The 19,896-nt window shown below is 73.7% G+C and carries 15 protein-coding genes; 6 read left to right on the top strand and 9 right to left on the bottom strand.

Features of this window, described 5'->3' with window-relative positions:
• Window positions 1-51: 51 nt before the first annotated feature.
• The 6 genes from ctaD to ABZ951_RS18580 form a co-directional block, all read right to left on the bottom strand.
• The gene (gene ctaD, locus ABZ951_RS18605; protein ID WP_344093380.1) at window positions 52-1,809 is read right to left on the bottom strand and encodes a cytochrome c oxidase subunit I; all 1,758 of its coding nucleotides are present in this window, start codon (window positions 1,807-1,809) and stop codon (window positions 52-54) included.
• A gap of 372 nt (window positions 1,810-2,181) precedes the next feature.
• Complete coding sequence (locus tag ABZ951_RS18600; RefSeq protein ID WP_361280275.1) at window positions 2,182-3,300, bottom strand: substrate-binding domain-containing protein; 1,119 nt, start codon at window positions 3,298-3,300, stop codon at window positions 2,182-2,184.
• A gap of 32 nt (window positions 3,301-3,332) precedes the next feature.
• The gene (locus ABZ951_RS18595; protein ID WP_361280260.1) at window positions 3,333-4,361 is read right to left on the bottom strand and encodes an ABC transporter permease; all 1,029 of its coding nucleotides are present in this window, start codon (window positions 4,359-4,361) and stop codon (window positions 3,333-3,335) included.
• On the bottom strand, window positions 4,358-5,890 hold the full coding sequence (locus tag ABZ951_RS18590; RefSeq protein WP_344093434.1) for a sugar ABC transporter ATP-binding protein: 1,533 nt from the start codon (window positions 5,888-5,890) through the stop codon (window positions 4,358-4,360). The genes ABZ951_RS18595 and ABZ951_RS18590 overlap by 4 nt, the downstream gene beginning before the upstream one ends.
• A 104-nt stretch (window positions 5,891-5,994) precedes the next feature.
• Window positions 5,995-8,826, bottom strand: a complete 2,832-nt coding sequence (locus ABZ951_RS18585) for a SpoIIE family protein phosphatase (protein WP_344093435.1) — start codon at window positions 8,824-8,826, stop codon at window positions 5,995-5,997.
• Window positions 8,827-8,999: 173 nt separating this feature from the next.
• Window positions 9,000-10,058, bottom strand: coding sequence for a methyltransferase (locus ABZ951_RS18580; protein WP_344093382.1), 1,059 nt, complete (start codon window positions 10,056-10,058; stop codon window positions 9,000-9,002).
• 239 nt (window positions 10,059-10,297) lie between these two features.
• Here ABZ951_RS18580 and ABZ951_RS18575 point away from each other — a divergent pair, with 239 nt between their 5' ends.
• Window positions 10,298-10,699, top strand: a complete 402-nt coding sequence (locus ABZ951_RS18575; protein WP_344093384.1) for a DUF393 domain-containing protein — start codon at window positions 10,298-10,300, stop codon at window positions 10,697-10,699.
• A gap of 123 nt (window positions 10,700-10,822) precedes the next feature.
• On the opposite strand, the gene ABZ951_RS18570 is transcribed toward ABZ951_RS18575, so the two are convergent.
• Complete coding sequence (locus ABZ951_RS18570; RefSeq protein ID WP_344093388.1) at window positions 10,823-11,308, bottom strand: GNAT family N-acetyltransferase; 486 nt, start codon at window positions 11,306-11,308, stop codon at window positions 10,823-10,825.
• A gap of 560 nt (window positions 11,309-11,868) precedes the next feature.
• Between ABZ951_RS18570 and ABZ951_RS18565 the strand changes: the two genes are divergently transcribed.
• Complete coding sequence (locus ABZ951_RS18565; RefSeq protein ID WP_344093390.1) at window positions 11,869-12,339, top strand: NUDIX domain-containing protein; 471 nt, start codon at window positions 11,869-11,871, stop codon at window positions 12,337-12,339.
• Window positions 12,336-14,333, top strand: coding sequence for an ABC transporter ATP-binding protein (locus tag ABZ951_RS18560; protein ID WP_344093393.1), 1,998 nt, complete (start codon window positions 12,336-12,338; stop codon window positions 14,331-14,333). The genes ABZ951_RS18565 and ABZ951_RS18560 overlap by 4 nt, the downstream gene beginning before the upstream one ends.
• A 78-nt stretch (window positions 14,334-14,411) precedes the next feature.
• On the opposite strand, the gene ABZ951_RS18555 is transcribed toward ABZ951_RS18560, so the two are convergent.
• Together ABZ951_RS18555 and ABZ951_RS18550 are read right to left on the bottom strand one after the other, a co-directional pair.
• On the bottom strand, window positions 14,412-14,798 hold the full coding sequence (locus ABZ951_RS18555) for a peptidase inhibitor family I36 protein (protein ID WP_344093396.1): 387 nt from the start codon (window positions 14,796-14,798) through the stop codon (window positions 14,412-14,414).
• A gap of 103 nt (window positions 14,799-14,901) precedes the next feature.
• Window positions 14,902-16,077 carry a hypothetical protein gene (locus ABZ951_RS18550; RefSeq protein ID WP_344093399.1) on the bottom strand — a complete coding sequence of 392 codons (1,176 nt, stop codon included), beginning with the start codon at window positions 16,075-16,077 and terminating at the stop codon, window positions 14,902-14,904.
• A 621-nt stretch (window positions 16,078-16,698) separates the two neighbouring features.
• Here ABZ951_RS18550 and ABZ951_RS18545 point away from each other — a divergent pair.
• From ABZ951_RS18545 to blsF, 3 genes are read left to right on the top strand one after another with little or no spacing between them, the layout of a single operon-like run.
• Window positions 16,699-17,895 carry a hydroxymethylcytosylglucuronate/cytosylglucuronate synthase gene (locus tag ABZ951_RS18545; RefSeq protein WP_344093401.1) on the top strand — a complete coding sequence of 399 codons (1,197 nt, stop codon included), beginning with the start codon at window positions 16,699-16,701 and terminating at the stop codon, window positions 17,893-17,895.
• A gap of 52 nt (window positions 17,896-17,947) precedes the next feature.
• The gene (blsE, locus tag ABZ951_RS18540) at window positions 17,948-18,937 is read left to right on the top strand and encodes a cytosylglucuronate decarboxylase (RefSeq protein ID WP_344093403.1); all 990 of its coding nucleotides are present in this window, start codon (window positions 17,948-17,950) and stop codon (window positions 18,935-18,937) included.
• Window positions 18,925-19,815, top strand: a complete 891-nt coding sequence (gene blsF / locus ABZ951_RS18535; protein WP_344093405.1) for a CGA synthase-related protein — start codon at window positions 18,925-18,927, stop codon at window positions 19,813-19,815. The genes blsE and blsF overlap by 13 nt, the downstream gene beginning before the upstream one ends.
• Window positions 19,816-19,896 lie beyond the last annotated feature (81 nt).

Raw genomic sequence — 19,896 nt, 5'->3', positions numbered from 1 at the left:
GCCGGCCCCGTGTCGCGACGACCGGCACGTCCTGGCTTCGGGGCCGCTGCCTCAGCGGTGGGCCACCTCGGGCTCGGCCACCTCGGCGACCTCGGGATGGTGCAGGTCGAAGGCAGGCGATTCGGAACGGATCCTGGGCAGGGAGGCGAAGTTGTGCCGTGGCGGCGGGCAGGAAGTGGCCCACTCCAGCGAACGGCCGTAGCCCCAGGGGTCGTCGACCTCGACCTTCTTGCCGTATTTCGCGGTCTTCCAGATGTTGTAGAAGAACGGCAGGAAGGACATGCCGAGCAGGAACGAACCGATCGTCGAGACCGTGTTGAGCGCGGTGAAGCCGTCGGCGGCGAGGTAGTCGGCGTACCGGCGGGGCATGCCCTCGGCGCCGAGCCAGTGCTGGACCAGGAACGTGGCGTGGAAGCCCACCGTGAGCGTCCAGAAGGTGATCTTGCCGAGCTTCTCGTCGAGCAGCTTGCCCGTGAACTTCGGCCACCAGAAGTGGAACCCGGCGAACATCGCGTAGACGACGGTGCCGAAGAGCGTGTAGTGGAAGTGGGCGACGACGAAGTACGAGTCGGAGACGTGGAAGTCCATCGGGGGCGAGGCGAGGATGACGCCGGTCAGACCGCCGAACACGAAGGTGATCAGGAAGCCGGTGGACCACAGCATCGGGGTCTCGAAGGACAGCGATCCCTTCCACATGGTGCCGATCCAGTTGAAGAACTTCACACCGGTCGGCACCGCGATCAGGAAGGTCATGAAGGCGAAGAACGGCAGCAGCACGCCACCGGTCACGTACATGTGGTGCGCCCACACCGTCACGGAGAGGCCGGCGATCGAGATCGTGGCGGCGATCAGGCCCCAGTAACCGAACATCGGCTTCCGGGAGAAGACCGGGATGATCTCGGAGACGATGCCGAAGAACGGCAGCGCCAGGACGTAGACCTCCGGGTGTCCGAAGAACCAGAAGAGGTGCTGCCACAGCAGCGCGCCGCCATTGGCCGGGTCGAAGACGTGCGAGCCGAATTTGCGGTCCGTCTCCAGGGCGAACAGCGCGGCCGCCAGAACGGGGAAGACGAGCAGGATGAGCAGTGCGGTCAGCAGCACGTTCCAGGTGAAGATCGGCATCCGGAACATCGTCATGCCGGGCGCGCGCAGGCACAGGATCGTGGTGATGAAGTTGACGGCACCCAGGATGGACCCGAACCCCGAGAGGGCCACTCCCATGATCCACATGTCGGCGCCGATGCCCGGCGAATGCACGGAGTCGGACAGGGGCGCGTAGGCGAACCAGCCGAAGTCAGCCGCCCCTTGGGGGGTGAGGAATCCACCGGCGGCTATCAGCGATCCGAAGAGGAAGAGCCAGAAGGCCAGCATGTTCAGCCGGGGAAAGGCGACGTCCGGCGCGCCGATCTGCAGCGGCATGAGCCAGTTGGCGAACCCGGTGAACAGCGGCATCGCGAACAGCAGCAGCATGACCGAGCCGTGCATGGTGAACGCCTGATTGAACTGCTCGTTCGACATGACCTGCGTCCCCGGGCGGGCGAGTTCCGCCCGCATCAGCAGGGCCATGAGCCCGCCGACGACGAAGAACACGAACGCCGAGACGAGATAGAGCGTTCCGATCTTTTTGTGGTCGGTGGTCGTCAGCCACTCCACCACCGGGCCGCGGGGCGCCCTGAGGGCCCCCTCGCCGGCCACGGGGAGCCCCTCCACGGGTTCCCTCCCCTTCGTACCCAACGTGTCCACTGCTCGGGGTCCTCCGCTCTCGTGCGCTCGGCGGCGACCGGGAAGAGCCCTGTGTGAGGAGGCCATGGCCCTTCCCGGCCGCCGTCTCATGATCAGCTGTGGAGCGGGGGGAACGGAGGGGCCGAAGAGTCCCTCGTGCGGGGTCCGATGGTCCCTGCGCGACCGGCCCTGAGCAGGCCGTTTCGCCGTGCGGAGCCGGGCACCCGCGTGCTGTGCCCGGCTCCGGTCGACCGCTGGTGCGCGCCGGGTGTGCCCGCCCGCCTCCTGCGTACGGCCGGCCGACGCAGGAGCGGACACACCCGGCCGCCTCACCAGGAAACATTCAGGAGCGCCCCGGCGGGCAGGGCTGAACGGCCCTGTCGCCCAGGGCCTGCCGGGCACAGTGCCCCGAGCCCCTGCGGGCCTGGTGGGCGTCCTTCGCGGTACGCCGGCCGGGGTTCACCTTCCCCAGGTCTTCCGGTACGCCGCGCGGTAGCCCGGCGGGTCCCACGTCGAGACGCCGCCGCTGTTGGTGGCCGTGGCGAGGTGGACCGGGGCGACGTAGCCGCTCGCGGGCTCGCCGGCGAAGGCGCGGTTGAACTCGTCGGCGATCTGCCAGCCCTGTTCGGTGAGGGCTTCGGGGACGGTTGCCGTCTGGAACTGCCGGCTGTTCACGCGCTGGAAGGCGGAGGGGTCGCCGTCGCCCGCGCCGACGTTGTAGGGGGCGGCGGCGCCCTTGCGGCGGGCCGCGCGCAGGGCGGGGGCGGCATCGGCGAAGTACACGTCGTTGATGGCGACGGAGTGGGTCCACCGGTTCGCGAAGCGGGAGATCAGTGCGGAGACCACCTGGGGGGTGCGGCTGCTGGTGTCCGTGATGGGGATGTTCTCCTCCGCCAGGAGCCGCACGCCCGGGCAGGTGGCGAGCTCCTCCTTGATGAGCTCGGACTTCTTCCGGGCGAACGGGATCGAGGCGTCGGTGAAGAGGACGACCCCGGCGTGGCCGCGGGAGTGCGCGATGATCCAGTCGGCGCTGATCCGCGCGACGTCCTCGACCCTGGTGGTGACGTTGCTGAAGAGCCGGGGGTCCTCACTCGGGCCCGGGGTGTCGACCGCGTGCCAGCCGACGAGCGGGATGCGGTCCGCGACGGCCCGCGCGACCTGCGGGGACGTCAGGCGCGGGTCGAAGCCGCCGAGGGCGATACCGGCCGGCCGCAGGGCGACGGCCTGGCTGAACGCCGCCTGGATGCCGGCGGGGGTGCCCTGGCCGTCGATCACCCGGACGCGCCAGCCGAGGGCCCGGCCGGCCTCCCGTACGCCCCTGGCGGCCCCCGCGACGCCGGGGTTGGTCATGGTCTGCGCGACGTAGACGACGCTCTTGCCGGCGACGGCCCGGGGGCCTCTGGTGGGGCCCTGCCACGGGGCGTCGGTCTTCTCGGCCTGCCGGACGGCCGCTTCGGCCCGGGCCAGGGCGGCCGGGCAGCCGGCTCGCGCCGGCCACGCGGGGGAGGGGACGGCACCGGTCGACGCGCCGCGCTCGCAGCCGCCGGCGAGGGTGCCCGCCAGGGCCAGCGCGAGCAGGGCGGCCGGGCGGCGGGGCGGGCGCCCGGAGTTCACGGTGCGACTCGCGGCAGGTCGCGCAGGGACCGGGAGGGTTCCGCCCGGCGCCGGCGCAGCTGACGGCGGGCGGCGTAGCCGGCCAGTCCCACGGCGAGGAGCAGGGTGCTGCCGTTGAACAGCGGGGTGACCCAGAAGTCGGCGCCGAGCTGGCCGATGCCCGCGAGGCCGACGGCCAGGACGGTGACGGCGACGAGGGTGCCCGGCGCGTTGGCCCGGCCGGGACGGATCGCGGTGGCGCCGAGCAGCGCGCCGACGAAGGCGGGAAGCAGGTAGTCCATGCCGACGCTGGGATTGCCGATCCGCTGCTGCGCGGCGAGCAGCACACCGGCGATGCCGACGACCAGCCCCGACCCGGTGAAGGCGAGGACGACGTAGCGCCGGGTGGGAATGCCCAGCAGGTCGGCGGCGCGGGGGTTCGACCCGATGACGTACAGGTAGCGGCCCAGGGGGAGCCGTTCCAGCAGCAGCCACAGGACGGCGGTGAGGGCGAGGACGTAGAACGCGGACACCGGAAGGCCGAGGAACCTGGAGTCGTAGAGGGCGGTGAAGGCCTCCGGCATCCCGCGCGGGCCGGGGACGATCCGGGCCCCGTCGGTGATCCAGCCGGTGAAGGCGTACATGACGCTGCCGGTGCCGAGGGTGGCGATGAAGGAGTCGATCCGCGCGAAGACGACGACGGCGCCGTTGACGGCGCCGACGGCCGCGCCGCCGAGGATCACCACGGCGCAGGCGAGCGGCCAGGACCACCCCGCGGTGACGAGGAGCTGCATGGCCGTGACGTGGGCGAGGCCGAGCCCGTAACCGATGGACAGGTCGAACTTCCCGGTGGCGATGGGGAGCGTCGCCCCGAGCGCGAGGAGCGCGGGGATCGACTGGCCGGACAGGACGGCGGAGACGCTGTCGAGCGTGGGGAAGGTGTCCGGCAGGGCGAGGGAGAAGGCCACGAACAGCAGGGCGCCGAGGGCCAGGAGCCCGTAGGCGCCGACGAGGTGCCCGAACCGGTGGCGCGGCGGTGCCGTCATCGTCCCGCCGTCCCGGTCAGGGCGTCCATGGCGGAGGCGGCGCGGGTGAGCGCGGTGACGGTGAGCGCCGGGCCGCCGAGCTCCACGGTCGTGTTCCCGCGGACGAAGACCAGGGCCCGGTGGCACACGCCGGCGACCTCCTCGAAGTCGGTGGACAGGAGGAGCACGGCCAGCCCTCCGGCCAGGGCCTCCCGGAGCAGGCCGTAGATCGCCGCCTTGGCGCCCACGTCCACTCCGGCCGTCGGCTCCTCCAGGATCAGCAGGCGCCGGCCCGGCCCGAGCCACCGGCCGATCATGACCTTCTGCTGGTTTCCGCCGGACAGGGTGGCGATCGGCGCCTCGGTGTCCCGGGGGTGGACCGCGAACCGCTCGATCAGGGTCGCGGCCGCGGCGCGTTCACGGCCGGGGCCGAGCCAGTGGCCGCCCCGCGGGCCGGCCGCCCGGGGGTTGGCCAGGAAGTTCTCCCGCACGGTCAGTTCGGGGGCGCAGCCCTCCTCCTGGCGGTTGCTGGTCACGAAGCCGACGCCGGCGCGGACGGCGGCGGCGACGGTGCCCGGCCGGTACGGCTCGCCGTTCAGCAGGGCCGTTCCGCCCAGGAGGGGCCGGGAGCCGGCGAGGGCGCGGCCCAGCTCCAGGTGGCCGGCGCCGGTGAGGCCGACCATGCCGAGGACCTCGCCGGCGCGCAGCCGCAGGCTGACCGGCCCGGTCTGCTCGGTCCGTACCCCGTCGAGGCTCAGGACGGGCGGCCCCGCGGCGGGAGCGGCGGGGCGCGCGGCGCCCGGCGCGTGGCCCACGATGTCGCGCACCAGCCGGGCGGGGCCGTGGCCGGCGAGCGGGCCGCGGCTGACGACGCGCCCGTCGCGCAGGACGGCGAAGGAGTCGGCGACCTTGTATACCTCGTCGAGCCGGTGGGTGACGAAGACGACGGCGTGGCCGCGGTCGCGCAGGGTGTGCAGGACGTCGAAGAGCCGGGCGCAGTCCGCGGCCGGGAGACTGGCGGTCGGCTCGTCCAGGACGACGACCCGGGCCCGGGTGCACAGGGCCCGGGCGATGGCCACCAGGGAGCGTTCGGCCCGGGAGAGGCCGGCGACGGCGGCATCGGGGTCGAGGTGCGCGGCGACGGTGCCGAGGGCCCGGGCGCACTGCTCGCGGGTGCGGCGCCAGGACACCAGCCCCGCGCGGCGCGGGTAGCCGGCGCCCAGGGCGATGTTCTCGGCGACGGTCATCCACTCGACCAGCCCCAGGTCCTGGTGGATGAAGGACATGGCGCGGGAGGCCGCTTCGGTGCCGAGCGGGTGCCCGGCGACGGTCACCTCCCCGGTGTCCGCGCGGTGGACGCCCGCGAGCACGTGGATGAGCGTGGACTTCCCGGCGCCGTTGGGGCCGAGCAGGGCCAGGACGCTGCCGGGTTCGATGTCGAGGTCCACCGTGTCCAGCGCGAGGGTGCCGCCGAACCGCTTGCCGAGACCGCGGACGCGGACGAGGGGATCGGGGCCCGGGGGAGGGGCGACTTCGGGAGTGTCGGGCACAGACTTCTCCGGCACCTGCTCAGGATCCGGGACACAGTGGGACGATGTACTGCGATTCGGTCATGCTACGGCTCTCCTCCGGCCGCCCGCGGCCGGACGGGCCGTCAGATCGCGGGAATGTCGTCGAAGTCCAGGAGCGCTCCGGCCGGGGCGGGCTTCCCGCCGGGGGCCTCCAGGGCGCATTCCGCCCAGATGACCTTCCCGGTTGCGGTGTAGCGGGTGCCCCAGGCCCGCGAGAGCTGCGCGACGAGGAACAGGCCGCGGCCGCCCTCGTCGGTGGTGGCCGCCCGGCGCAGGTGCGGGGCCGTGCTGCTGGTGTCGGAGACCTCGCAGGTCAGGGCCCGGTCGTGGAGCAGGCGCACCTGAATGGGGCCCGTGCCGTACCGGATGGCGTTGGTGACCAGCTCGCTGAGCAGCAGCTCCACGGAGAAGTCGAGCTCCTCCAGCCCCCACTCGGCCAGCCGGCGGGTGACGCCGGCGCGGACGGTGGAGACGAGCGCCGGGTCCGTGGGCAGGTCCCAGGTGGCGATCCGCTGCGGATCCAGGGCGTGGGTGCGGGCGACGAGCAGGGCGATGTCGTCGGAGGGGTGCTCGGGGACGACCGCCCGCATCACGGCCCGGCAGGTTTCCTCGGGCGGGCGGCCCGGGTGGGCCAGGACCCGGCGCAACTGCTCCAGGGTCACGTCGAAGTCGCGGTCGCGGTCCGTGAGGAGCCCGTCGGTGTAGAGCACCAGTTGGCTGCCCTCCGGGAGGGAGAACTCGGTCGTCTCGAAGGGGAGGCCGCCCAGGCCGAGGGGCTGGCCGGCGGGCAGGTCGGGGAAGGTGACGGTGCCGTCGGGGCCGACCAGCGCGGGCGGGGGGTGGCCGGCCCGGGCCAGGGCGCACTGCTGCGACGTGGGGTCGTAGACGGCGTACAGGCAGGTGGCGCCGATGATGCCCGTCGCGCCGTCGGCAGGGTCGTCGCCGCCTTCCTCCCGGTCCAGGCGTCCCACGAGGTTGTCGAGATGGGTGAGGACTTCGTCGGGAGGCATATCCAGCTCGGCGAAGTTGCGCGCGGCGGTGCGCAGCCGGCCCATGGTGGCGGCGGCGTGCAGCCCGTGGCCGACGACGTCCCCGACGACGAGGGCGACCCGGGTGCTGGAGAGGGGGATGACGTCGAACCAGTCCCCCCCGACCCCGGACTCGGCCGGCAGGTACCGGTGCGCGACCTCCACCGCGGTCTGCTCGGGGAAGCCGTGCGGCAGCAGGCTGTGCTGGAGGGCGAGGACCATGGTGTGTTCGCGGGTGTAGCGGCGGGCGTTGTCGACGCAGATGGCCGCGCGCGTGGTGAGTTCCCGCGCCAGCGACCGGTCGTCGTCCCCGAAGGGGGCCGGGTCCCGCGCGCGGTAGAAGCTCGCTATGCCCAGGACGATGCCCCGGGCGAGGAGGGGCACGGTGATCAGGGAGTGGACGCCGTGGTCGAGGAGGCGCCGGGCGCGTAGCGGATTCTGGGCGATCCAGCCCGGGGCGGCCCTCAGCTCGGGTTCCAGCACGGCCTCACCGCTGGTCAGCGAGCGGAGCTGGGGTGTGACCGGCCGGAGGTGGACCGGCTCGCCCGCCGGGTAGAAGGGGCAGTCGTCGCGTATGCCGTGGACCACCGTGCGATGGAGATCCTTGCGGGGGTCGGCCGGCTCCTCGCCGCGCAGCACCGCCTCGGGAAGGTCGATGGTGACGTAGTCGGCCAGGCGCGGGACGGCCATCTCGGCGAGCTCCCGGGCGGTGCGGGCCACGTCCAGGGTGGTGCCGATGCGGGCGCTGGCCTCGGAGAGCAGCTCCAGACGGCGCCGGGCCGCCACGGCGTACTGTCCCACTCCCGGCTCGCCCACCAGCACCAGCCCGCCGGCCGGCCCCGCTCCGGCGGGCCCGGCGGCGCCGGGCGCGGGCTCCGTCGCGCCGGCCCGGTGGCCGTGCGGCGCGATGAGGGGGGCGGGGCCGTGCCGCGCCGGCGCCGCGGGAGCCGCGTCCCGCTCTTCGGCGGGGACGGCGAGGCGCTGCTGCCGCGAGGGCAGGACGGCCTCGACGGCGATGCCCTCCACGCCGGAGGCGCTCGTCACCGGCCGGCTGAGCAGGGTGATCCGCCGCCCGCCGGGCAGGGACACCTGGACGGCGGCCCGCTGGGCCGAGGCGAGCAGCTCGCCGGCCTTCTCCTTGAGGATCATCTGGTCACGCCGGTCCAGTCCGCTCGCGGCGAGCTCGTCCGGCTGCTCGTTCGGCGGCGCGCCACTGTCCGGCAGGCCGCGCCGGGCCGCGAGGTAGGCCTGCAGCAGGGCGCGCTCGCGGGCCGAGCTCTGCTCCAGCAGCCGCCGTTCGATGGCGTCCGCCGCGCGGTGGATCACGACGTTCAGGGCGGCGTCCGCCTCCGCGCGCGGGTAGCCGAAGCACAGGACGCCCTCGATGCGCCCGCTGAGCAGGTCCCGGACGGGGATGGCCGCGCACGCGTTGGACTGGGAGCGTTCGGCGAAGTGCTCGGCGCCGTAGACGTTGATCAGATGCCGTTCCGCCAGCGCCAGGCCGATGCCGTTGGTCCCGGCGAACTTCTCGGCGAACACGAAGCCCGGGACGCTCTGGATCGGCGCCAGGCGCCTGACCGACGAGGGGTCGCCGAACCGGCGCTGGAGCACCGCCCCGCGCCCGTCGGCCAGCGAGATGTTCATGTTCCGGCCGGCGAAGCGGGCCTCCAGCCGGTCCAGCACGGGCCCGGCCGCGCGCACGAGACGGCCCTGGAGGTCCAGATCGTCGGTGAAGGGCAGCTCACAGCCGTCCGGTGAGAGCCCCAGCGACCGGGAGCGCTGCCACGACTCCAGGATCGGGCCGCGCACGGCCCCCTCGACGGGCTCCCCGCCGAAGAACTGCTCACGGGCGAGCACGGGGCCGACGTCCTCCGCCCTGAGCCCCATCCGGATCACTTCCTCGCGGGTGCGTGCCACCGTGGCCGCCCGCGCCGGGCGGCTGCACGGTTGTTCCATTTTAAAACCTCGGCGACACGACGGCACTGATCGCAGACCGGCGGCGGGCGGCCACGTTCCGTGTTCCTCTGTGCTGCGACCGATGGCCCTGCCCTCGGGCACCGTCAGACCGGTTTGGCCTCCACGACGTGGAAGACGTTCGGCTGGGGCAGCGGGCTGACGGCGTCGAGCGCGAACCCCGCCTCCGTGCACAGGGCGGCGAAATCGTCCGCGGTCCGCTCCCGGCCCCCGACGTTCACAAGCATGTTGAGATCGCTGAGGTAGGCCAGCGGGGTGGTGCCGGCGTCGACGACGGCCGGCAGGACAGGTTCGACGATCATGAGGGTTCCGCTGTCGGGGATGACCGTCCGGATGTGCCGGAGGATGGTGACGCACTGCTCGTCGGTCCAGTCGTGGATCACGCTTTTGAGCAGGTAGAGGTCCCCGCCGGCCGGGGCCGACGCGAAGAAGTCGCCCACCGTGAGGGTGACGCGGTCGGTGAGCCCTTGCGCGGCGAGGCGGGCGGGGGCCTGGGCGAGCCCTTCAGCCGTGTCGTAGATGACGCCGCGCGGCCCGGGGTGCGCGCGCAGAATGGCGGCGAGCAGGGTGCCGTCGCCGCCGCCCACGTCCACGATGGTGCCGTAGCGGCCGAAGTCGTGGTGGCCGGGCAGGGCCTCGGCCGCGACCAGCGTGGCCTGTCCCATCGCCACGTTGAACTCGGCGGACAGCTCGGGGTGTTCCTTGAGGTGGCCGAAGAAGTCCGTGCCGAAAGCGGTCTCGAAGGTGGTCTCCCCGGTACGGACGGCCTGGTCGAGGAACTCCCAGCCGCGCTGCATCGAGGGGTCGGTGAACATCCGCGCCAGCGACAGGAGCGTGCCGGGGGTTCCGGAGCGCAGCAGGTCGCCCGCCGCGGTGGTCACGAAGGCGCCCGGGGCGGTCTCGGCCAGCAGCCCCAGGCCGGCCAGCGCGCGCAGCAGGCGGAGGGTGGCCCCGGGGTGGGTGCCGAGAGCGCGGGCGAGACCGTCGGCCGTCCCCTCACCCCCGCCGACGCGGTCGAACACCCCCAGGCGTACGGCCACGCCGAGGACTTGGGTGCTCATCTGCCCGAAGGCCAGCCGCATCACGGTGTCGCGAGCCTGCCAGCCCGGCGGTGTGTACTCCTTCTCGTGCTCCGCACCGGTCATGTGCGGCCCCCCTTCCGAGGTGGGTCCGTCGCACGCCTGGTCACCGGCGCGCGGCATGGGTGAGGCCGGGTACGTGCGGTGTACACCGCCGACTCGACTTAGGTGAGCCTAAGTTGACTGTCGTGGCGCTGGCAATGCCCCGGCCGGAGGTGACGCGGTGCCTTTGAGGTGCGCCCGGCCGGGCAGGGTTCCGTCACCCGCGTGACCCCGCCCGGCCGGCGCACGGCATCATGAGATCCATGCGGACCCGACCTGTGCTCGTCTACGACGGCGACTGTGCTTTCTGTACCACCTCGGTGACGTACGCCGAGAAATACGTCCGGCCCGACTGCGAGGTCACCGCGTGGCAGTTCGCGGATCTGGACGCGCTGGGCGTGACGCGGGAACGGGCCGAGTACGAACTCCTGTGGATCACCCCCGGCGGGGCGGTGTACGGCGGAGCCCAGGCGGTCGCCAAGCTGATGCTCAGCGGTCGGGGCGCCTGGGCGCCCCTGGGAGCGCTGCTCCGGCTGCCCCCGGTGAGCTGGGCCGCGCACGGCGTCTACCGCGTGATTGCGAACAACCGGGACCGCATGCCGGGCGGCACGCCGGCCTGCGCCCTCCCGGCCGACCGCCGGCCGGACACGATGACGCGGCCCTGAGCCGGCGCTGCCTTCGCCGCTGCGCGGCGGTGTTTTCAATCTCCCCCAGCTACCGCTGGGGGAGATTGAGGACGTGCCCGCAGGGCGCTCGCCGCCGCAGGCGGCAAGGCGACGGGGACGCGCCTAGGGTCCCGCGTGGCGGGACATCGCGAACTCCTCCGCGTCCTCGCCGTCGCGGATGAGCTGGACCTCTCCCGTGCGCCGGAAGCCCTGCCGGCTGTAGAGCCGCTCGGCGCGGTCGTTCCCCTCCGACACCCACAGGCGCACCTCCGGGAAGCCGTTGTCGGCGGCCCACTCCAGGGCCCTGGCGACGAGAAGGCCGCCCACGCCCTGACTCCGGGCGCCGGGCGCCACCCACATGGAGACCAGCCCCGCGACGCGCGAATCCAGCGGTACCACTCCGACGAGCCCGCACGCTTCCCCGTCGCGCACGGCCACGAACGAGTTGCGCCGGCCGAGCCGGTCCTTCCACTTCTCTTCGGGGAACGTGCTCTCGTCGGCCCAGGTGGCCCCGAACGCCTCGGGCGCGTCCGCCAGGGCCGTCAGGCGGACGGTCCGGTACAGGCGCCAGTCCTCCGGGCCCAGCGGACGCGTGGTGATCGTCGACATGGGTGCGACCGTGCCACCCGCCCACCCCTGCGGGCAACCGGTTAAGAGGTGACGAGGGCCGGCGGGCAAGGGACGTGAGGCCGGGCGCCCTGTCCACCCCTCGGACACACGGCGCGGACTTCCGCACGGGGGAAGCGCGGGCCGGGCCGCGCGCTCCGTGCCGTCCCGGCCCCGTGTGCAAAGCGCCTTCCCCGGACGCGCCGTGAGCGGAAGGCAAGGGGCGCCACGTGATCGTTTCCGGCAGCAACGCAACCCCCGGATCGGGTGACCGACCACGGTGGAGTGAATCGCACAAACGCCGACGGGCCGTCCGCCCCCTGCTCGCGGGCCGATTGACGAGCGTTCGAAAATCTGCACGACAAAACGTCCCCCGGTGGCCGTGACGCCCCCCAACGGGGGTCGTTTTCCCGATCACTCGTCCGATCCCCGTGTCAATGAGGAGGCGTAGTGCATCACCGTCACGACGGTCACACGAACACCGGCGGGGTGGATCTGCCATTCGAACACGACCATCCGGCCACGGCCGGGAACACCGCCGTCACCGCCGGGAGGTGCTCGGCATGAGGCACCAGCGGCGCTACACCTGCGTGGTCGACGTGATGGTCCTGCTGCACCGCGACGACGGCCGCGTCCTGCTGTTGCGGCGCGCAGGCGACGTGTACGCGAGCGGGCTGCTCGCGCCGCCCGGCGGACACCTGGAGGAGGGCGAGACCGTCACCGCGGGCGCGCTGCGCGAAGTCGGCGAAGAGGTCGGTGTGACGATCGACCCGCCGGACATGGAGTTCTGCCACCTCGTCCACCACCGCGGTCCGGAGGGAGCGGCCCGGGTCGGGGTCGTCTTCACCGCGCAGCGCTGGTCGGGCGAACCGCGGAACCTGGAACCGGCCAAGTGCTCCGGCCTCGTATGGGCCGACCCGGCGCGCCCGCCCGCCGACTGCGTCCCCTGCACCGCCGCCGTGCTCGGCAAGTTCGTCTCCGGGGACCTGCTGTCCACGCACGGCTGGCCCACCACCGACGGGAGCGCGCGGTGAGCGGACGAGCCGGCATCAAAGAGGACGGCACCAAAGAGGAGGGGTCACCCTCGGAGCACCTGCTGTTCGGCGGGCCGCTGCTGCACGACACGGGCTGGAACACGCACGAGGACGCCTACCTGGAGATGTCGCTGTGGGCCATGGCCCGGAGCCTGCCGCGCCTGGTGGCCTCCACCATCCGGCTGGCCCACCGGGCCGACCGCCGCGCCCTGTGGGCGGTGGGCTGCGCGGAAGTGCTCCACGGCGTCACCCAGGCGGTCGGCCTCGTCGCCGTCAACCACGTCCTCGCGGCCGTCCTGGCCGCCGGCCCCCTCGCCGGCCGCCTCCACGCGGCGGTGCCCGCGCTGATCTGGGTCGCGGTCACCAGCCTCGTCGGGGCCCTGGCGATGTCGGCGTCGACCGCCGGCACCGGAAGCCTGGAGCCGAAGGTGGAGCGCGTGGCCACCGAGACGTACCTGGAGCGCGTGATCCGCGTGGAATTGGAGGCGATCGAGGACGAGGAGTTCCACCGGCTCCTGGACTCGGCACAGTACGGCGCGTCCGGCGCCCGCCGCATGATCAGGTACTGCACGGCGGTCATCGGCGCCCTGGTGTCCTTCGCCGCCGCGGCCGGTGTGCTCACCGTCCTGCACCCGGTGCTCCTGCCCCTGCTGCTCCTGATGACCCTGCCCCGCTCCTGGGCGGCGCTGCGCAACTCCCGCACGCGGTACGCATCCTTCCAGCGGTGGGCCCAGCACGCGCGGGCCGGCCGGCTGCTCAGCCAGACACTGATCCGCACCGACCCCGCGCCCGAGATCCGGGTGCACGACGTGGGGCCGTTCCTGCTGACGCACTTCAGGAAGATGTCGGAGAGTGCGGAGGAGGAACAGACCCGGCTCGCCAGGAGCGCCGCCCGCACCCGGCTGATCGCGTCGGCCCTGACGGGCGTGGCCACGCTGGTGACGTACCTCGCGCTGGGCGGGCTGCTGCTGACCGGAGTGATGGCCCTCTCGGTCGCGGGAACGGCGGTGCTGGCCACCCGCAGCGGCGCGGCCAGCCTCACCACACTGATCCTCCAGGTCAACAGCCTCTACGAAGAGGCGTGTTACGTGATGGACCTGGAACGGCTGTGCGGGGAGGCGACGAAGCGGGCCATCCCCGTCGGCGGCCTGCCCGTGCCGGCGCGGCCCAAGGCCATCCACTTCGAGGACGTCACCTTCACCTATCCCGGCAGCGCCGAGGGCGGGCGGCCCGCCCTGAAGGGGGTGACGCTCGGCATCCCCACGGGCAAGATCGTGGCCCTGGTGGGGGAGAACGGCTCCGGGAAGACGACCCTCGTCAAACTCCTCGCCGGCCTCTACCGGCCCGACGGCGGCTCCGTCCGCTGGGACGGGGTCGACGCGGGCGCCCTGGACCGGGCCCAGCTGTTCTCCCGGTTCGCGATGGTCAGCCAGGATTTCCACCGCTGGCCGCTGACCGCCCGCATGAACGTCGCCATCGGCCGCACCGACCGGCCACTGGACGAGGAGCGCATCGAGGCGGCGGCCCGGTACGCGGGGGCGGACGAGGTGATCGAGGAGCTGCCCCGCGGCTGGAACACCCTCCTCAGCCGCGGTTACAAGGGCGGCCACCAGATCTCCGGCGGGCAGTGGCAGAAGATGGGCATCGCCCGGGCCCGGTACCGCGACGCGGACATCCTCATCGTCGACGAGCCGACCTCCGCGCTCGACGCCCGCGCCGAACTCGACGTCTTCGAGCAGATCCGGCGGCTGGCCGAGACCGGCCAGACCATCCTGCTGATCACGCACCGCCTCGCGTCGGTGCGCCACGCCGACCTCATCCACGTCCTGGAGAAGGGGAGCCTGCGGGAGAGCGGCACGTTCGAGGAGCTGATGGACCGGGGCCCCGCCGGCATCTTCCACAGCCTCTACGAGCTGCAGCGCAAGCAGTTCACGGACGACGGGGCGGCCGTGCCCGGGCGGCGCCGGCCGACCGATGCGGCCCAGGGGGCCTGAGAGCACCGAGCGGGCCCCGGCGGACGGCTCTCCGCCGGGGCCGCGCCCTGCCGTCGCGAAGAGGGCGGACCGGTCAGATCAGCACTCCCCGCCCCACACGGCGGAGTTCAGGGTGACATCGCCGTAGAGGATGAAGGAGTTGCCCGCGTCCGGCGGGTAGTGCAGACATCCGGAAGAGGTCTGCCCGCTGGACCAGGTGGCCCGCCACCGGATGTGGTCGCCACCCGGGTACGCCGTGCCGTTGTTGAAGATCGACATACCGGCAGACGACTTCAGGTTGTAGAGGTTGCCCTTCGACTTCCAGGCCGGCGCGCCGTCGAACGACGTGTTGTTCCATACACAGACGTATTCCCTGGGGCAGTCGCCCTTCGCGGCGGACGCCGACGGCGCCATGACCACGCCCGCGGCCATCAGGATCACTGCCGCTGTGCCGATGCCCGCGCTGCTGCGGATACCTGTTCTCACGGTTCCTCCTGTGGTGTCGACGCGGGCACCCTACGAGGTACCTGACGGCTCGTCACCCCTGTCGGCGCGGAATTCTCCTGACGCCGCCCGGCGCGGCCGTGGTTCAGGTCCGGGTGACCGTGCCGCACGGGTCGTCGCCGCCGGCCCGGCCGCCCGCGCCCCGGGCGGCGTCCAGTTCCCGGCTGCGGTCGTAGGGGTCGACGGCGGGGCCGGACGGCCGGGCCGCCCCCCGGCGGTCGGCGTCGAAGACCGGGTGGAGGAAACCGTCGTACACACCGCAGGAGGAGTTGGCGATGTCCACCGCGTAGGAGCGGACGACCAGCGTGCCGGGGGTCACCTTGAAGCGGGCGGGGTCGAGGACCTCGGTGTCCAGGACGCGGCGCACGATGGTGCGCTCCACCGCGTGGGAGCCCTTGGCCGCTTTGGTCAGCGGATAGACGAAGGTGTAGTCGGCGTGGACGGCCACGGAGCCGTTCTTCCCCGCCTCGAACGTCATCCGGCCCCGCGTCTTGACGGTCTCTCCGGCCATGGACACCTCGTTCCGGTCGAAGCGGCTGACGAGCATGAGCGGGTCGTGCTCCCGGTCGGGCTTGCTCAGGCCGGCCGACAGGGTGTCGGCCACGCCCTCCTGGAGCGGGTCGAGCAGGGCCAGGGCCGCGGCCGGGCGTTCACCGCGCAAGGTCGCCGGGTCGAGGTTGGCGGCGACGAGGAAGTCCTTGGTCAGCTTCAGGGCGGAGGCCACCTGTTCCTTCGTCATGTCGCCCACGGCCTCCGCCTCGGGCAGGACGATGCCGGCCGGGCCGTCCGCGTACCGCTCCGCCGGCGATCCGGCGAAGGGGCGGCCGGGCGTCGGGGTGTCCGCGCCGGCCCCGCCGGGCGCCGCCGAGGGGCGGCCGGTCTCCGGGGGCAGTGGCGCCGGGCTGCTGTGCGAGGCCGCCGCGTCGCCTTCCGGGCCACCGGGGAGCCAGGAGAGGGCCTTGCCGGGGTTGAGGGCCACGAGAATGACCGCGACGGCCGCCAGGACGCCCACGCCGCCGCGCAGCCGGCGCCCGCGGGTGCTCCGCCCGTCCATCTCCCGCCACGCCGGCCCGGTGCGCCAGCCTTCGGGCAGCTCGGGCGAAGCGCTCCGGCCGCGCCGGGCGGCTCCCGCGAACAGCTTCCCGCGCCCCTGCGCCGGCCGCGGCTCCGAACGCTCCTGCGCCGACGGCTCCTTGGGGGCGGACGCGCGGATCGCCCTCTCGTGGTCCCGCGCGAACCGCTCCCAGACCTCGTCCGGCACCGAGGGAGGCTGGGCACCGTCACCTGACGGTCTGTCGGACGAGGGTCGTTCAGTTGTCACTACGCACTCGCTCATTTTCGGAAATGTCCAGGTCAAAGGGGTCATGGTAGAGGTGTGGCCGCCGCGTGGCGGCGTCGGGCACCCCCACACCGTCCGGAGTCGCCACCGCCTGGTTCCGGCCGCCCCGTGGTGTGTCCTCCGCTCCGGTGCGCGGGCGCACACCGGGCTCCGGGCGCGGTATCGCCTGTTGGGCGCCCGGTCAGCTCGTCCTGCGGCTGGGGCGGGAGGCGGCCGCTGGCCGGAAGTCGACGGCACCGCCCTTGCGTCACTGGATGGCCTGGGCAATCGTTTTATGTGGCGGAAGCGCCCTATTCGGTTCTTATGCGGATCAGCCCGCGAACGTACCGATTCCGCCCCGGCCCCCGGCCCGGGACCACAGGTCCGCACGGCCCCCACCCGGCACCCGGCTCTCCCTCAGCGCACCCGGCTCGACCCGTACCGCCCCAGAGAGTTGAGACAGCGACGATGCGTTCTGTGCCCCACCCGCCGCCCCCGCCGCCGCCCCGCACGCCGAGCCCCGAGCCCGCCGGCCGGCGCCTTGCCGGACCCGGAGCCGGCGCCGTGACCGTCGCCGTCGCCGGTGCCGAATTCGGCTGGGGCAGCTCCGGCAAGCTCAGCGCCGTCCTGGCCGCCCTGCGAGGGCGCGCGGCACGGCCGCTGCGCTTCGTCGGCCTGGCCTCGGGGCTGGGCCGGCCCCTGCTGGCCGAGCACCCCATCGACCGCTGGTACGACCTGCCGGGCTCCGCCCACGACGTCCCCGGCGCCCTCACCGACGTCGTGCGTGCGGAACGGGTGGACGCGGCGGTGGTGGTGCTGGACGGCGCCGCGGCGATGGCGCTGGAGACCGCCGGGGTCCCCACGGTGTTCGTCGACAGCCTGCCGTTCCTGTGGACCGAGGGGGACCGGAGCGCACTGCCGCTGGACGTCTCGGCCTACTGCGCGCAAAGCTGCGTCGAACTGCCCGCGGAGTGCCGCGGTGTGCTGGAATCCGTCCGCGCGCTGCACTGGGTCGAGGCCGTCATCGGCACCGGCCCGGGTGCCGGCGCGGCTCCTGCCGCCCCCGCCGGCCCGTTCCGCACGGCGCTGGTCAGCCTCGGCGGGCTGCGCGCGCCGCACCTCGGCGACTGGACGCCCTACCCCCGCCTCGTCGTCCCCGCCGCCCTGGAGGCGCTCGCCGCGTACGGCGTCCGGGAGGTGCACGTCGCGGGCAACCTCCCCGCCGGCACGGCCGAGCAGATCGCGAACGGTCCGGCGTCCGCACCCGTGCGCGTCACGGCCGGGGCGCTCTCCCACAGCGCGTTCCTCCGCCGGCTGGCCGACTGCGACGTCCTCCTCGCCTCGCCCGGGCTCACCACGCTCCTCGAAGCCGGCAGCCTGGCCGTGCCCACTGTCTGTCTGCCGCCGCAGAATCTCAGCCAGATCTTCAACGGCCGTTTCCACAGCCGCGCGGTGCGCCGCGACGTCCGGGTCGTGTGGCCGTCCGGGGTCTTCGCCGAGGACGAGGCCCTGGCCCTGCGGGCGGCCGGCGAGGACGCGGCGCTCCAGGTGATCTACCGGGGGATCGCCGGGGCGGCCGCGGCGCCGGACCGCCGCCGGAGCACGGCCGGCGCCGTCCGCGACGGCGTCCTGGCGGCCCTGCACCGCGCCACCCCCGCCGCCGACTGGGGCGGCCTGACAGGAAGCGTCGGCACCCGCGGCGCGGCACAGGTGGCCGACACCCTGCTGGGGATACTGCCGCGGGCACCCCTGCCCGCCTGACCCCGGCTCGGCCCGTCCCCTGCCCGTGAGCGGCCCGGAAGACCACACTGCCATGCCTGAGCGTCACCGGTACCTCTTCGTCCGGATCCTGGAAGCCTGCAACGCCGACTGCTTCATGTGCGAATACGCCCTGTCCCGCGACACCTTCCGCTTCTCCCTCGACGACTTCGACGACCTGCTGCCCAAGGCCCTGGCGGCCGGAGTGGGTTACGTCCGCTTCACCGGCGGCGAACCCCTGATGCACCGCGACGTCGTGGAACTGGTGCGGGCCGGCACGGCCGCGGGCGTGAAGATGTCCCTCATCACCAACGGCATGCTGCTGCCGAAGATGGCGGAGCGGCTGGCCGGGGCCGGCCTCGCCCAGGTGATCGTCAGCCTCGACGGCGGATCCGCCGCGACGCACGACGTCTACCGGCGCTCGCCCGGCATGTTCGACAACGGCCTGCGCGGGCTGCGGGCAGCCGCCGCCCTCGGGGTCCTGCCGAGGGTCAACACGGTCGTCGGACCGCACAACTACCCGGAGATGCCGCAACTGCAGAAGGTGCTGACCGAGGCCGGCGTCCGGCAGTGGGAGCTGTCCGCGCTGAAACTGGACCGCGCCGTCAGCTACCCCGACCCCGGGCACGTGCGCGACGTCTGCGACCAGCTCTACGACGCCGACCCGCGCTCCGTCCTCGTCCCGATGGGCAAACGGTTCTACGGCGACACGCCGGAGGAACAGGAACGCTATTTCACCGAGTCCGTGACCCCGCGCGCCTCCGCGCCGCTGTGCCACGTCGTGGACGACGTCATCTACCTCGACGGCAAGTACGGGCGCATGTACGCGTGCAGCTGCCTCCCGCACCGGGAGGGCGACGGCGGTCCGGGCGGTGCCCCGCTGCGCGAGAACGGCGTCATCCACCTCGACACGCCCGCCTTCCGGGCCCACGCCGACTTCTTCCGGGACCGCGGCCCCGCGCTGTGCGGCGGCTGCTCCACGACGGCCGCCGGATACAGCGACGACATCGCCCGGCTCGGCTCCGTGACGCCATGGCAGTACTGACCCCCGCCACGGTGCTGCTCGCCTCGCGGGACGAGCAGCTGGACTCCCTGCTCGCCCGCCGCCGCGTGGCCGCCCACCTGGGCGGACTGCGCACCGCCGGCGCACTCCCCGGGCCCCCTTCGGGGGTGTCACCGCGGGACGTGGCGCTGGTCTGCGACGACACCGACGCCACCGCGCGGCTCCTGGACCTCGGGGTACCCGTGGTGCACCTGCGCTCGGGCCACGGGCCCGGCGCCGGGCCGGACGGGGCCCTGTGCCGGGTGCACCGCCCGGGGTGGCTGCCCGGGCCCCCGCCGAGCGGTGAGCGGGCCACAGGGACCCTCGCCCCCGCCCGGCTCACCCGGAACCGGGCGCGCGCGGGCACCTTGCTGCTGCTGTCCGCGTGGGACGTGCCGGAGGACGAAGCCGACGCGTTCGCCGCCGGGCCGCTGCGCCCGCTGGCCGCCGAGGCGGTACGCCGCACCGGCCGGTGCGCGGTGGTCTGCGACACCCGGCTCGCACCGGTCCGCGCCGCGCTGGACGGCCTGGACGGCGTGCGGGTGACGCGCGCCGCCGAGACGGACGCCGACGCCCTGCACGCGGGCGCCGATGTCTTCCTGGCCGCCCCCACGATGGGCGCCCTGACCCTCGCTCAGGCCCGGCGCTCACCTCTGGTGTTCCTCCCGCCCCTGGGAGCGGCCCAGCGCGACCTGGCCCGCCAGGTGGCCGGGGTGAGCCCCGTGGCGACGGCCCACGACCCCGCCGACCCCGCGCTGTGGGCTCCCCCCGGGCCGCCCGGCCCTCCGCCGTGGAGCACGCTCGACCCGGCGGCGGACGACCTGCGGGGCGCCCAGCGGGTGGCCCGCACCCTGCGCCAGCTCTCCCTCGCTCCCCTCTGACCGCCCCACGGCGCCACCCCTGGGCCCGCCGCACCGCGCGCCCGGCCCCGCACCTGCTGATCATCCGCACTTGCCGGCACC

This window comes from Streptomyces sp. NPDC046215, from assembly GCF_040646215.1.
Classification (GTDB): domain Bacteria; phylum Actinomycetota; class Actinomycetes; order Streptomycetales; family Streptomycetaceae; genus Streptomyces; species Streptomyces stramineus.
The sequence above is the reverse complement of the archived record's forward strand: the minus strand, read 5'-3'. Positions and strand labels throughout refer to the sequence as shown.

Coding starts and splice junctions, on each gene's coding strand:
- ABZ951_RS18565 (WP_344093390.1), top strand. CDS start 11,869: ATGAGGCACCAGCGGCGCTACACCTGCGTGGTCGACGTGATGGTCCTG.
- ABZ951_RS18585 (WP_344093435.1), bottom strand. CDS start 8,826: ATGGGGCTCAGGGCGGAGGACGTCGGCCCCGTGCTCGCCCGTGAGCAG.
- ABZ951_RS18595 (WP_361280260.1), bottom strand. CDS start 4,361: ATGACGGCACCGCCGCGCCACCGGTTCGGGCACCTCGTCGGCGCCTAC.
- ABZ951_RS18575 (WP_344093384.1), top strand. CDS start 10,298: ATGCGGACCCGACCTGTGCTCGTCTACGACGGCGACTGTGCTTTCTGT.
- ABZ951_RS18570 (WP_344093388.1), bottom strand. CDS start 11,308: ATGTCGACGATCACCACGCGTCCGCTGGGCCCGGAGGACTGGCGCCTG.
- ABZ951_RS18580 (WP_344093382.1), bottom strand. CDS start 10,058: ATGACCGGTGCGGAGCACGAGAAGGAGTACACACCGCCGGGCTGGCAG.
- blsF (WP_344093405.1), top strand. CDS start 18,925: ATGGCAGTACTGACCCCCGCCACGGTGCTGCTCGCCTCGCGGGACGAG.
- blsE (WP_344093403.1), top strand. CDS start 17,948: ATGCCTGAGCGTCACCGGTACCTCTTCGTCCGGATCCTGGAAGCCTGC.
- ctaD (WP_344093380.1), bottom strand. CDS start 1,809: ATGGCCTCCTCACACAGGGCTCTTCCCGGTCGCCGCCGAGCGCACGAG.